The sequence below is a fragment of the Pradoshia sp. Z3_51 genome (genome assembly GCF_058215915.1).
Map to the genome: position 1 here is coordinate 138,669 of NZ_JBZAJC010000005.1, position 14,067 is coordinate 152,735.

Sequence of the window (14,067 nt, forward strand, 5' to 3'; positions counted from 1 at the left end):
AATGCATAAGAATTGAAAGGTGTGAACAGTTAAATGGAAGTATTGGATCTCGCTAGGTTTCAGTATGCAGCAACTACAATCTATCACTTCTTCTTTGTACCACTATCCATTGGATTGGTATTTTTAGTTGCTATTATGGAAACATTGTATTTTTTTAAGAAAAAAGAAATTTATTTGGACATGGCAAAGTTTTGGGGAAATATCTTTCTCATCTCTTTTGCTGTCGGAGTAGTTACAGGAATTATCCAAGAATTCCAGTTTGGAATGAACTGGTCAGAATACTCCCGCTTTGTCGGAGATGTATTTGGTGTTCCATTGGCTATTGAAGCCTTACTGGCTTTCTTTTTAGAATCCACATTCATTGGTGTATGGATGTTTGGGCGTGACCGATTGCCAAGATGGGTTCATTTACTATCTATATGGCTTGTATCAATCGGTACCATTTTTTCTGCCTTGTTTATTCTCGCTGCGAACTCTTTTATGCAGGAACCAGTTGGGATTGCGATTGAGAATGGCAAAGCTGTATTAAATGATTTCGGGGCATTTATCACAAATCCTCAGCTGCTTGTTGAATTTCCACATACGGTCTTTGGGGCTTTTGCAACCGGAGCCTTCGTAGTAGCTGGGATCAGTGCATTTAAAATATTGAAAAAGCAAAACTTAGATGTATTTAAGAAATCATTTACAATCGCTATGATTGTGGCGATGATCTCAGGACTTGGAATCGCATTTACTGGTCACTGGCAGGCACAGCATTTAATGTCCTCACAGCCTATGAAAATGGCAGCCAGTGAAGGTTTATGGGAAGATAGCGGTGACCCGGCAAGCTGGTCGCTAATTGCTAATATTGATGAAGAAACCCGTGAAAACAAGTGGTCTGTTGAAATCCCTTATGCTTTAAGTATCTTAGCCTATAATAGCTTTGAGGGATCTGTAGAAGGAATGAATACACTCCAGGAGAAATACACAGAGCTTTATGGTGAAGGCGATTATATCCCGCCGGTAGGAGCTATTTATTGGAGCTTCCGCATTATGGTTTTCGCTGGTGCTATTATTATGGGCTTAGCAGCCTTAGGACTATTATTTATCAAGAAAAATAACCTAATAAATCAATCACTCTATTTAAAAGCAATGGTTGGAGCAATAGCCCTTCCTTTTATCGCCAATACAGCTGGCTGGATTATGACTGAAATTGGCCGGCAGCCTTGGACAGTCTTTGGATTATATACGACTGCACAGTCCGTATCCCCTAATGTTACTGCAGGACAGCTGTTAACATCGATTATTGTATTTTTGGGGGCCTATACTGTTCTTGCTGTCGTATTAATCACTCTTATTGTGAAACAAATTAAAAAAGGACCATACCAAACCACTGATACAAAACCAGATGTAGATTTATTTGACAAGGAGGCCTTTGGAGCATGAGTCTAAATGAGTTATGGTTTATCCTTGTAGCTGTTTTATTTATTGGTTTCTTTATTCTTGAAGGCTTTGACTTTGGCGTGGGAATGTCCACTCGTTTTCTCGCGCGTAATCAAAAAGAGCGGGATCAGTTGGTTTCTACCATCGGGCCTTTCTGGGATGCAAACGAAGTATGGTTGATTACTGCAGGCGGTGCTATTTTTGCGGCATTCCCTGAATGGTACGCAACCATGTTCAGTGGGTACTATCTACCATTTGTTTTATTCCTGCTGGCCTTAATTGTACGAGGAGTTGCTTTTGAATTCAGACATAAAGTCCATGAAAAGTGGATCAGTTTCTGGGATTGGATGATATTTGTCGGCAGTATAATACCTGCTTTTGTATTGGGTGTTCTTTTTACTAGCCTTGTACGTGGAATGCCAATTGATGCATCCAAAAATATGTATGCTAGCTTTGGAGATTACTTTGACCCCTACTCCATTGTTGGCGGAATCGCGATGATTGTGTTATGCCTTGTGCATGGTTTAACATTCATCGGCATTCGGACAGAGGGGCAGATTCGTGATCGTGCACGTTCTTTAGTATCAAAAATATATTTAATTCTATTAGCAGGTCTTATAGTTTTCGCCGTACTAACCTATACAATGACAGACTTATTTGAAGTACGGCCGCTCGCTACACCATTATTCCTGCTCGGTGCAGTTGTAACAACCGTATTAGGTTATGTATTCTCAGCAAAGAAAAGGGAAGCTTTAGCCTTCACTATGACGGCTTCAACTATGCTATTTACTGTTACGATGTTATTTGTTGGTCTGTTCCCAAGAGTAATGGTTAGTTCAATTAGTTCCGAATATAACTTAACTATATTGAATGCTTCCAGTGGACCATATACCCTTAAGGTGATGACCATCGTAGCATTAATATTACTTCCCTTCGTTCTTGGCTATCAAATATGGAGCTACTATGTATTCAGAAAGCGTATTTCTGATAAGGAACCGGTGAGTCATTAATGATAAACAAAGAGATTTTAACTATAAAAGGAATAAAGAGCACCATGACATTCCTATTCGTGATTTCTTTATTACAGGGGATTGCCATTATTATTCAGGCCATCTACCTTGCTGAAGGGATTACAAACTTATTTAATGGGGAAAAGCTGTCTGAACAGCTTATCCCCTTCCTTTTATTCGTATTAGCTTTTTTGGTACGCCACCTTTTGACTTTTATTCGTGATAAATGGATGGATCGCTTTGCCTCCGAATCAGGGACAGCGATGCGAAAAGAATTATTGAAGAAATTATTTGAATTGGGTCCTCGATTCACCCAATCCGAAGGGACAGGAAGCTTAGTAACAATGGCTTTAGAAGGTGTTTCCCAGGTTGAAACGTATTTAAAGCTTTTCTTGCCCAAGATGATGAGTATGTTCCTGATTCCTCTGTTAATTGTAGGGTTTATGCTGACGCTTGATTTGACTTCTGCGGGAATTGTAATCATTGTACTCCCTATTCTTTTATTCTTTATGGCTATGCTTGGGATTGCAGCAAAGCGTAAGGCTGATAAACAATATGAATCCTATCAAGTCCTTTCCAACCATTTTGTTGATTCCTTACGTGGCTTGGAAACTTTACGACTTCTGGGCTTAAGTAAAAAGTACGATCGAAATATCAAAAACGTAAGTGAACGTTACCGAAAAGCAACGATGGGGACACTGCGAATTGCATTCCTTTCAACATTCGCGCTCGATTTCTTCACCTCCCTTTCAGTCGCTATTGTCGCCTTATTCCTGGGTGTTCGGCTTATGGAAGGTGCAATTTTATTAGGACCGGCACTTACGGTATTAATCCTTGCTCCTGAATACTTTTTACCGATTCGGGACTTCGGAACAGATTACCACGCTACTTTAGACGGAAAAAACAGTATGTCTGCTATTCAACGGATTATTAATTGGCCGCTTGATCTAAAACAAAAACAAAATACAACATTCTCTACTTGGTCAAATCAGGATTCCTTAACCATTAGCAACTTGACAGTCCAACACATGGAATCCAATCAATCCGCTCTGAATGATCTATCATTTTCATGGAAGGGATACGGAAAAATCGGTATTATTGGCGCAAGCGGTGCCGGAAAATCTACCTTAATTGATGTACTGGGCGGATTTTTAAACCCTACATCCTGCACAGTTACTATTAACAATCATTCCTATTCCTCTTTTAAAGAAATGAGCTGGCAGGATCAATTGCTATATATTCCACAGCATCCTTATCTATTTAATGATACCGTGCGAAACAATATTACATTTTACACTCCAAACGCCAGTGAAGAGGAAATTCAGTTGGCTATTGATCGAGCAGGATTAAAAGAAGTTGTTGATTCCCTACCAAATGGATTGGATGAACAGATTGGAGAAAGCGGTCGTATGCTGAGTGGCGGTCAGGAACAACGAGTTGCTTTAGCACGGGCATTCCTTGATAAAAATAGAAAAATTCTCTTGTTTGATGAGCCAACTGCTCACCTTGATATAGAGACGGAATATGAATTAAAGCAAAATATCGTTCCTTTATTTGACGATCATCTTGTATTCTTTGCGACTCATCGACTTCATTGGATGACAGACATGGACCAAATTATTGTTTTAGATCAAGGGCGTATCGTTGAAATCGGAAGTCATGAGGAGCTATTAAAAAAAGAAGGCCATTATTATCAATTAATTAAAGAACACATAGGGGGAAATGAGGTGCACCATGGCTAAGAAAAAAGACTCTATCTCCATTCTCAATAACTCTTGGGTTGGTCCTTATTTATCCCAAAATAAGTGGCTCTTAACTATCGTAATTGTACTTGGTGTTGGCACGTTCTTTAGCGCAGGTGCTTTAATGTTTACATCTGGCTATTTAATATCCAAATCTGCCACTTTACCAGAAAACATCCTCCTTGTGTATGTACCGATTGTCTTGGTAAGGCTGTTTGGAGTATCAAGGCCAGCCTTTCGTTATGCTGAACGCTTAAGCAGCCATAGCCTTGTTTTAAAAATACTATCGAGTATGCGGGTCCGTTTATATAGGGCACTTGAACCAGATGCTTTAGATTTCAAATCCCGATATAAAACCGGCGATTTGCTTGGTGTGATGGCTGATGATATTGAGCATCTTCAAGATTTATATATTAAGACAATCTTTCCGTCTATCATAAGCATCGGTTTATATATGTTAATTGTCTTGGCATTAGGATTCTTTTCTATTCCTTTTGCGCTTCTAATGTTTCTATTGTTATTCGTCCTGATTATTTTGTTCCCTCTCGTATCACTATTAGTGACGCGTGCAAGACATGCACAAATGAAAAATGCAAGAAACGGACTATATCAATCTCTGACAGATGCTGTTATGGGAATTGGTGATTGGATGATTAGTGGCAGACAGTCCGATTTTATCGAATGTTATGAAAAAGATGAAAAAAAGGTTGATGTACTTGAAGCAAAGATCAATCTATTTCAACGAAAACGTAATTTTCTCTTTCAAGCTGTCATATTGGTTATTATTGTGGCACTTGCCTGCTGGATTACCTTACAGGTAGAAGCCGAACAATTCTCTCCTATTTGGATTGCAGCTTTTATTCTAGTAGTGTTCCCATTAGTCGATGCTTTCGCCCCATTATCCGATGCTGTTAGCCAGGTCTCCAGTTATAAAAGTTCATTGGAGCGAATGAATGGCTTACAGGAAGAAAAAGAATTAATAGGATTAACAAACAATGAAAACACGAGCGAATTTAATGATTTGAAGGCACAAACTGCATTGCCTATCACCTTTAATCAGATTAGTTTTTCTTATTCTTCTACTGACGAGAAGGTATTGAATAATTTAAACTTTACCATTCAGCCTGGCGAAAAAATTGCGATGCTGGGTAAAAGCGGAGCGGGGAAAAGTACAATCGTAAAGCTTTTATTAGGTGCATATAAACCTAATCAAGGAAAAATCAGTATAGGAAATAAAGATATTTCTCTTTTAGATTCTCAAATTACAAGCTTCATTTCTGTACTCCATCAGAAACCACATTTATTTGATACAACCGTTATGAATAATATACGGCTGGGCAATCCAAATGCTTGCGATGAAGAGGTATATGAAGCTGCTAAATTAGTTAGGATGCATGATTATATTGAATCTCTTCCAAATGGGTATCAAACGCGTATGCATGAATTGGGAGGGCGTTTTTCAGGCGGAGAACGTCAGCGTATTGCGCTTGCGAGAATACTTTTACAAAAAAATCCGATTGTTATTCTAGATGAACCAACTGTCGGTCTTGATTCGCAAACCGAACGCAGCCTCCTTGAAACCATATTTAAGACGTTAAATGGTAAAACAATGATCTGGATTACCCATCACTTAATGGGTGTGGAAAAAATGGATAGAGTTCTGTTTCTTCAAGACGGGGAAATCAGTATGAACGGTTCTCATGAAGAACTTCTTCAAATGATGCCCCATTATACAAAACTATATAAATTGGATATGCCACAGCTAAATAATTAAAAACAAAAGCGCTTGAGACATATACCCGTCATCAAGCGCTTTGTTTTTATTCTGCTGGCAATTTCTCAGCTTGGTTCCAATTTACCAGGCCATCGTCTTCATCGAATTCGATCATGACATCAACAACGCCCTTTTCCGCTAAGATTTGCTTTTTAAGACGATCTTTAATATCGTCCATATCGGCAACCGTTAAAGACAGATCAATTTCGACACAGACTTCTACATGAAAATCCTCGCCCTCTTTAATTACGACTACCTTCTGAACATCCTTGATATCTTTATCAAGAAGAACCAGATCGCCAATATATTGCTCCATCAGTTCATCAGCTTCACCAAGGGCACCTGCTGCATTGTCGAAGAATACTTTACCAACTACAAATAACATCATCATGCCGATAAGAATGGAGGCAATTCCTTCAGCTGCGTGTAGGTTTGTTAAATGTGATATGACAATCGCGATGATCGCTAAAACCCCACCTGAAGTAGCAACTAGGTCTTCCAAAAACACTAGCCTAGTTGCAGGCTTCGCTTTACCAAAATAGGTGAAGCTTTTATATAAGAAAGACAAGCCTTTCGCTTCCACTCCGACTTCATGCATAATTTCCTTCATTGCTTTAACTAAAACAAAAACTTCGAGAATTACACTGATGGCTAAAACACCGATACTCACCCAAAAATAACTAGATTCACTAGGGTGTAAAATATGCATATATCCTTCTTTTATCGTTTCATAAGACATGATTCCTACTATTAATACCGCTCCCAAAAGAACCAAATTTACCAAGCGGCCAAATCCATTGGGAAAACGTTCGGTCGGTGCTTTTTTACTTAACGCTGACCCAATAAACACAAAGAATTGGTTAGCTGAATCTCCCAAACTATGAAGTGTCTCCGCGAATAATGCCACATTACCAGTAAACATATAAGCTGCACCTTTAATAATAGATATCACTAAGTTGACGATTGCTGCTGTAATTGCGCTTGTATTTCCTTTTTTTAGTAACTGAAATAATTCACCCATAGACCCTACTCCTTCAATTCAAAATAGATACATGCAGATAGAAAAACTAGATATGTAAAGATTAGGCTAGCCTCTGTAATGAAAACTAGTAAGCTATTCCATTAAGACGAGAATTTTAAAAAAATATAAAACATTTTGGATCACACTTCATTTAATTCCTATGTTTGAATTTTCTTCTTCACCTCCTAATCCCTTATCTGTTAATCTCAATTATCTCATCATTTTATTCCCCATCTCTAGTGTATTTACACTAATTTTGAAGAAACAATAATCCAAATGAATTTATTGGTGCTTTTTACTGGATTTATGATCAACACCGGCGTATAGTTACCTAGGTAACTATATTCGAGGTGGTGGTACAATTGTCTATTTCCGGGCACCAGTATTTTTTTCATCAATATTTGCAGACAGCTCGATTATTTACAAAACGATTGAATGATCAATTAGCCAAGCATGATTTATTCCACTCACAATGGGCTATTATTTATTATTTAAAGCACTATGGACCTTCCACCCTCGTGGATATTAGTAATTATTTGAATGTGGAAAAACCCACTATTACAAGAACCGTTACCAGACTGCAAGAGCGGGATATTATCGAGCAGATTCCAAGCGATAATAAACGGGAAAAAAGAATTCAATTAACAGAGGCAGGAAGAGAAATTTATATCACCTGCATACACCATGTCAGTGAATTTGAAGAAAAAGTAATGTCAAGTGTATCAGAGGATGAAATAAAAATTATGATGAAGATATTTGGCAAAATGCAGCATCAATTACAGCATGAATAAGGACGTGACTACAAATGGAGAAACCAAGACTTTGGACAAAAAACTTCCTATTAATCTCTTCAGCTAATTTATTTATCTTTTTAACATTTTACAGCTTAATGGTTACTTTAACACTTTATACAATTACTACTTTTCATACGAGCCAAAGTATAGCCGGACTCGCTTCAAGTATATTTGTTATCGGAGCTGTGCTAGTTAGGCCTATTGCTGGCAAAAGAATTGCCCTGGTCGGTGCAAAAAAAATGCTTACGATCAGTCTAGCCTTATTTTTAGTAGCAACTATTCTCTATTTTATGGCGTCGAGCCTTGCACTCTTACTAATCGTTCGATTAATCCACGGTATTTCATTTGGTTTCGCATCAACCGCTACAGGAACACTTGTGGCTGAAATATTACCTTTATCCAGAAGAGGGGAAGGTATGGGATATTTCGCGATGAGTACAAACCTGGCAATGGCTATTGGACCATTTCTAGGCTTAATGATCAGCAATTCCTTTTCTTATACAATTGTCTTTTCGGTTGCCGTTGTCTTTGCTTCGTTAAGTTTCATCTTCACGCTCTTCTTGAATGTTCCAAAGATGCAATTTACAGCTGAGCAAGTCAAGTCGATGAAAGGTCATAAAATAAGTGACTACTTTGAGCTGGCCGCACTGCCTATTGCTATTACAGCTGGGGTCATTGGATTTACATATTCCAGTATATTATCTTATTTAACTTCCTATTCTCAGGAGCTTAATTTAGTATCGACAGCAGGCTTCTTCTTTGTCATGTATTCTATTTGTCTAATACTGACGCGTCCATTTACGGGAAAATGGTTTGATATATACGGTGAAAATACAGTAATCTACCCCTCTCTAATTTTATACACAATCGGGTTGATCGTTTTAAGTCAGACAAGCCACAGTATTACATTGCTTTTAGCAGGCGCTATAATCGGTGTAGGGCTTGGCACTTTTCAATCCAGTGCACAAACTGTAGCAATCAAAATGACGTCACCCCACCGGATTGGGCTCGCCACCTCCACATTCTTTGTCATGTATGACATTGGGATCGGGATCGGACCATTTGTTCAAGGATTTTATATTCCGGTTTCCGGTTATAGTGGGCTTTATTTAACAATGGCTGTTATCTCGTTTATAGCTATAGGCCTTTATTATGTAGCTCATGGTAAAAAAGCTACTCAAGCTTCAAGAGTTACTCAATATTAATTGAAAAAGTATCGATTCAGCTTATTCATAGCTTGCTTGAATCGATTTTTTCTATAAATGATGTTATTAACCATTCATCTGTATTCAATCAAGTCTTTTACATGCTTATTTCAATAAAAAAAGCTCAAAACAGCCATTTATTAGCCAAACAGATAAGAAATAATCTTATTCTATAGCTTTCCTTGAATATAATTGAGCGATTTTCCATAATAATTGAGCGAAAACAGCACTTAATTGAGGCGATTTCCCCTTTCCATATTTTTTAGTTATATAGCATACATCTCCCTAACTATTAAAATAGGATAAGCGCCTAAACGTATTGTATTTCTTTATCTCCATAACAAAAGCTGTCCAATCAGTTACTCGGTTGAATGATTGGACAGCTTTAAAATTCACTTTATGTTTCTGCAAGATTCCCGTTCAATAAATTGTGTTGGAACCGTCACTCTCTTTGGAAATGTGTTTGGATCCTTTATCTTTTCAATTAAACTTTTTGTTGCTTCAATACCAAGGCGAGATATATGTATTTCTATTGATGTCAGTGGCGGTCTCGAATGCTGAGAAAGAATTTGGTTATTAAAGCCGATAATGGAAAGGTCTCTTGGTACATGGATATTGAGTTTTTCCAAATAACTTAATATTTCATATCCGGTCAAATCATCTTGGGCAATGATAGCTGTTGGCATGGGATTGTAGTTAATTAGATTCTTTAGTGATTCAAAACCTTTATCATTAAATTGATGTTCGTCAATCAGATAATCCCTGCAAAATGGTAGTCCACTCTCTTCCAGCGCCTCCCTGTATCCTTTTAAACGATCAATCGTAACAGCAAAGTTTTCATTTCCTCCAATAAATGCAATATTCTTGTGTCCCATCTCTATCAAATACTTTGTAACATCTTTAGCAACTGTCACATTATCATTATCCACATAGGTAATACTTTTTTCATGCATCAAGGGTCTTCCAATTACGATGAATGGGAAATTAACTTGCTTTAAAAACTCAATCACTTCATCATTTTTACGTGAATACAAGAGTATTAACCCGTCGACCCTTTTTCCTTGAACCATGGAAACAACTTCTTCATAGATACCTTCTTGAGTAAAACTGGTTGATAAATACAAACCATATTTTTGTTCATTCGCACTTCGGCTAATGCCACGTAGAACGACTGAGAAGAAAGGATTTTTAAATGCTTGATAGGCAGTGTCAGGCATAATTACTCCTATAGCCTGTGTACTTTTCCCAGCTAAGCTTTGAGCCTGAAAATTAGGGGTATACCCCATCAGATTCATGATTTCCCGGACTCTCCGTTTTGTTTGAAGACTGATATGCGGGCTATCTTTCAGGACTCTTGACACAGTTGACGGTGCTACATTCGCTTCTCGAGCAACATCTTTAATTGTTACATCCATCAGAGCCACCCCTCAATTCGTAAATCCTATTTCACTGCACCTTCAGCTACCCCTTTAATAATTTGTTTTTGTGCAAAGAAATATCCAATGATGACAGGAATAATGGCTAAAGTTAACCCGGCTAGAGCAAGATGCCATTGTTTTGTATATTCCCCAAAGAAGAAGAACATTTTCAATGGAAGAGTCTGCATTCCTTCCTGGTTGATGACAAGGGACGGCAATAGATAGTCATTCCAAATCCAGATCGTATTTAAAATACCGACTGTAATAGAAATTGGTTTTAGCATTGGGAAGATAATATGCCAGAAGATTTGCCATTTGTTAGCTCCATCTATAGTAGCCGCTTCATCAAGCGATTGGGATATACTTTTTAATGTTCCATGATACAAGAAAATCGACAAGCTGCAACCAAAGCCAATATACATAAAGATTAAGCCAGCACGATTCAGCATTTCAAATTTCCCAAATACCGTAATTAATGGAATCATGACGGATTGGAAAGGAATCAGCATAGCTGCCACGAAAATAAAGAATAAAAACGTACTCATCTTACTTTTATTCCGTGAGAGAGCATATGCAGCCATTGAAGAAAAGATAATAATCAGACCTACACTTACAACTGTAATTAACACGGAATTAAATAGTGTTTTCAAGAAATCCAGTTGTTCGTACGCCTCCACATAGTTGTCAAAATTAAATGCTTCCGGAAGGCTTAAGACATTCGTAAACATTTCTTTTTTTGTTTTAAGCGAATTAACAATCATGATATAGAAAGGGGAGAGCCAAATTAAGGCTAATACAATCCCAGTTATTTCTAAGGGCCAGTTATGCTTTCTGCGCATTACAATTCAACCTCCCTTTTCTTGTTGATATATACTTGTGTCAAGCTGATAGATGCGACAATCAAGAAAAAGATAACTGCTTTTGCAGAGGCATAAGCCATATCGCTTTCCTTAAATGCAGTCTGGAATATTTCCATGGCGACCATTTGTGTGGAGTTATAAGGTCCCCCAGCTGTTAAGCTTAAGTTTTGATCATATAATTTAAACGTATTGGACAGCGTCAAGAACATACTAACGGTAAATGCCGGTGCTACGAGCGGGAATATGATTGCGCGTAGTTTTTGGAAATAGCTCGCCCCGTCAATCTCGGCAGCTTCAGTTAATTCTTCTGGAACACCCTCAAGATACGAAATATAGATAATCATGATATAACCGGCCATTTGCCAGCTCATCAGGATGACTAATCCCCAGAATCCAGTATTTGTAGTCGACAACCAGCCTTGTAAACCTTCATAGCCAAGGGCCACACCAACTGCGTCAAATGCTTTCGTGAAAATAAACTGCCAAATGAACCCTAAAATCAGTCCACCAATCAAGTTTGGCATAAAGAAGATTGTACGTAAGATATTATTTGATTTAATTTTTGAGGTTACAATTAAGGCTAAAACTAAACCGATCACATTGATTAAAATAATCGATACGATAGAAAACTTAACTGTGAACCACAAAGCGTCCATGAATTCTTTTTCTTGGAATATACCAATATAGTTTTGAAAACCAACAAAAGCGGTTGTTTGAATTCCATTCCAGTCCGTAAATGAGTAAAATACACCAAGTGCCAGTGGCACGAGTACGACAAGAAATAGCGATACTAGAACCGGTGTAAGGAATAACCAGTAGGAAAAACTGCGAGTACGCATTATTACCCCTCCAAAATTGTGACAAAATTTATGACCTCATCCATTATCTATGTAGCAAAACAAAGTAGCCCAACACTACTTTGTTTTGCAGTTCTATCACATATACGTAAAGGATATTAGCGTGATTCAGACCAAGATTTTTGAGATTCTTTGACTAGCTCATCCCAAGACATTTCATCACTTAAATATTTTTGTATGTTTACACCCAATTTATCTTCGCCCCAACCAGTTGGATAGCCCATAAATACCCATCCAATTGTTTTTCCTTCAGTCGCATAATCATATACTTCTCTAGATATTGGGTCTGCGATTTTACTAGAATCATATCCTTTGTAAGCAGGAATGAAGCTGAAATCTTCAAGAACTGTCTTTTTACCTTCTTCAGATGTATATAACCAATCCAAGAAGTCTTTAGATGCTTCAATAACTTTCTCATCATTGTTGCTGTTTACTCCCCAGTACATTGGAATACCAACTGGTAGAGAATCTTCTTTATAACTTTCTACAGGAATTGGTAGAATACCAACTTTTTCTTGAGCAAATTCTTCATCAATTCCGGCGATGGAACCATATACCCAGTTACCTTGTTGAATCATAGCTACCTTTCCAAGTGAGAAGTTTTCTTCTACTTGCTGTGAGTAATCAAGGCTAACAGTTGGCTGAATAGAATATTTATTGGATAAATCAATGTATGTTTTATATTGATCTCCATATTTAAAATCAACCTTGTCAGATTTGTAAGCATTCATAATATTTTCTTCAAATTCTGGAGAGATAAAGACGTTGGAAGCATGCAACCCGGTAATCCATTTTTCTTTTCCTGGTAAAGCAAATACTGCTTTAATACCAAGATCGTCTTTTTTGGTATCGATTGTTTTAACCGCCTCTTCAAGCGCTTTCATTGTTCTGATTTCTTCTGCTTTAATACCAGCTTTTTCAAAGACTTCTTTGTTATAAAGCAAGCCGTATCCTTCCTGGTTATATGGAAGACCAAGGATTTTATCATCTGTAGTTACACCATCTAGAGTTCCATCTAGTGCTTCTTTGGATGCTTTTGTATCGGATAAATCAGCTAGTTTATCTTTCCAATCTGCAACATCCTGCGGTCCGCCAACATTATAGATAGCAGGTTCCTTGCCTGAAGCAAATTTAGATTTTAAAGAAGCACCATAATCTTCCCCGCCACCAACTGTAGTAATATTAATTTCTACACCTGGATTTTCTTTTTCATATTGTTCGGCTACATCTTCAAATTGATCCTTGAATTCCACTTTAAACTGAAATACATCAATTGTTACCTTATCTTTGCTATCGGAGGAAGAGCTCTCAGATGAGCATCCCGTTAAGACAGCTGCTGCCAATAGTGAAGCTGATAAAGCACCCGCATACCATTTTTTTTGTTTCATTCTTTTACCTCGCTTCTCTCTTTATGTTTGGTTCAAGTAAACGTTTTCTATAAATATGTAAAAGACCAGTGACCTTATTCTTAAAAACTATTAATTTTCCACTTTACGAAAACGTTTGCACAAACCTTTCTTTTCCAATTTAACATATGAATGTAATATCTCAAACCTTTTTTTACTCATTTACCTATTTAATCATATAAATTATCCTGAAAAGTCAAATAATATTCACTTTTTGCGCAAACGATTTCATCTATGACTTGTCAATATTGTGAGACCAAAAAATGATTAAACTCTTTGCAACCAAAGAACGAGTGAATCAAATGGTTTTAAGTACATTTTAGATTAACGGTTAAATATATGTGTAAAAAAAGCCACCTCCATAAGGAAGTGGCCGACGCATTATTCCACTGAAGTACCAGACTCAGGTATAAAATCTTTATTAACTAAAGGTTTTCCATCTTTATCAACCATAACAGTTAATCCAGAAATAAGGCCGTTATAATGAAACATATATAGGACTCCTGTCTCATTATCACGAATTATTTTAGTAACCTCCATTTTCCTTGAGTATAAACA

General features: G+C 37.4%; 12 protein-coding genes. 6 read left to right on the forward strand and 6 right to left on the reverse strand.

Annotated features, from left to right (window positions below; genetic code table 11):
- Positions 1-33 precede the first annotated feature (33 nt).
- From AC4BHA_RS12135 to cydC, 4 genes are read left to right on the forward strand one after another with little or no spacing between them, the layout of a single operon-like run.
- A complete protein-coding gene (locus AC4BHA_RS12135; RefSeq protein WP_490558723.1) occupies positions 34-1,425 on the forward strand; it encodes a cytochrome ubiquinol oxidase subunit I in 1,392 nt (463 codons plus the stop codon).
- A complete protein-coding gene (gene cydB / locus AC4BHA_RS12140; protein WP_066104733.1) occupies positions 1,422-2,432 on the forward strand; it encodes a cytochrome d ubiquinol oxidase subunit II in 1,011 nt (336 codons plus the stop codon). The genes AC4BHA_RS12135 and cydB overlap by 4 nt, the downstream gene beginning before the upstream one ends.
- Before the next feature lie 2 nt (positions 2,433-2,434).
- Complete coding sequence (cydD, locus tag AC4BHA_RS12145) at positions 2,435-4,174, forward strand: thiol reductant ABC exporter subunit CydD (RefSeq protein WP_217491082.1); 1,740 nt, start codon at positions 2,435-2,437, stop codon at positions 4,172-4,174.
- A complete protein-coding gene (cydC, locus tag AC4BHA_RS12150) occupies positions 4,167-5,948 on the forward strand; it encodes a thiol reductant ABC exporter subunit CydC (RefSeq protein WP_148630071.1) in 1,782 nt (593 codons plus the stop codon). The genes cydD and cydC overlap by 8 nt, the downstream gene beginning before the upstream one ends.
- A 46-nt stretch (positions 5,949-5,994) precedes the next feature.
- On the opposite strand, the gene AC4BHA_RS12155 is transcribed toward cydC, so the two are convergent.
- Entirely contained in the window at positions 5,995-6,969 is a 975-nt protein-coding gene (locus AC4BHA_RS12155; RefSeq protein WP_066104742.1) for a cation diffusion facilitator family transporter, read from the reverse strand.
- 362 nt (positions 6,970-7,331) lie between these two features.
- Here AC4BHA_RS12155 and AC4BHA_RS12160 point away from each other — a divergent pair, with 362 nt between their 5' ends.
- Entirely contained in the window at positions 7,332-7,760 is a 429-nt protein-coding gene (locus AC4BHA_RS12160) for a MarR family winged helix-turn-helix transcriptional regulator (protein ID WP_175354269.1), read from the forward strand.
- Between the two features lie 14 nt (positions 7,761-7,774).
- Positions 7,775-8,968 carry an MFS transporter gene (locus tag AC4BHA_RS12165; protein WP_490558724.1) on the forward strand — a complete coding sequence of 398 codons (1,194 nt, stop codon included), beginning with the start codon at positions 7,775-7,777 and terminating at the stop codon, positions 8,966-8,968.
- A gap of 392 nt (positions 8,969-9,360) precedes the next feature.
- Here AC4BHA_RS12165 and AC4BHA_RS12170 read toward each other — a convergent pair whose 3' ends face one another.
- The 5 genes from AC4BHA_RS12170 to AC4BHA_RS12190 form a co-directional block, all read right to left on the reverse strand.
- Entirely contained in the window at positions 9,361-10,383 is a 1,023-nt protein-coding gene (locus tag AC4BHA_RS12170) for a LacI family DNA-binding transcriptional regulator (RefSeq protein ID WP_066104749.1), read from the reverse strand.
- A 26-nt stretch (positions 10,384-10,409) separates the two neighbouring features.
- Positions 10,410-11,225, reverse strand: a complete 816-nt coding sequence (locus tag AC4BHA_RS12175) for a carbohydrate ABC transporter permease (RefSeq protein WP_139892441.1) — start codon at positions 11,223-11,225, stop codon at positions 10,410-10,412.
- Positions 11,225-12,085 carry a carbohydrate ABC transporter permease gene (locus AC4BHA_RS12180; RefSeq protein WP_139892442.1) on the reverse strand — a complete coding sequence of 287 codons (861 nt, stop codon included), beginning with the start codon at positions 12,083-12,085 and terminating at the stop codon, positions 11,225-11,227. Before AC4BHA_RS12180 ends, AC4BHA_RS12175 begins: the two co-directional genes overlap by 1 nt.
- A gap of 116 nt (positions 12,086-12,201) precedes the next feature.
- On the reverse strand, positions 12,202-13,491 hold the full coding sequence (locus tag AC4BHA_RS12185; RefSeq protein ID WP_066104760.1) for an ABC transporter substrate-binding protein: 1,290 nt from the start codon (positions 13,489-13,491) through the stop codon (positions 12,202-12,204).
- 399 nt (positions 13,492-13,890) lie between these two features.
- Entirely contained in the window at positions 13,891-14,001 is a 111-nt protein-coding gene (locus tag AC4BHA_RS12190) for a DUF6440 family protein (protein WP_257469147.1), read from the reverse strand.
- Positions 14,002-14,067: the final 66 nt, after the last annotated feature.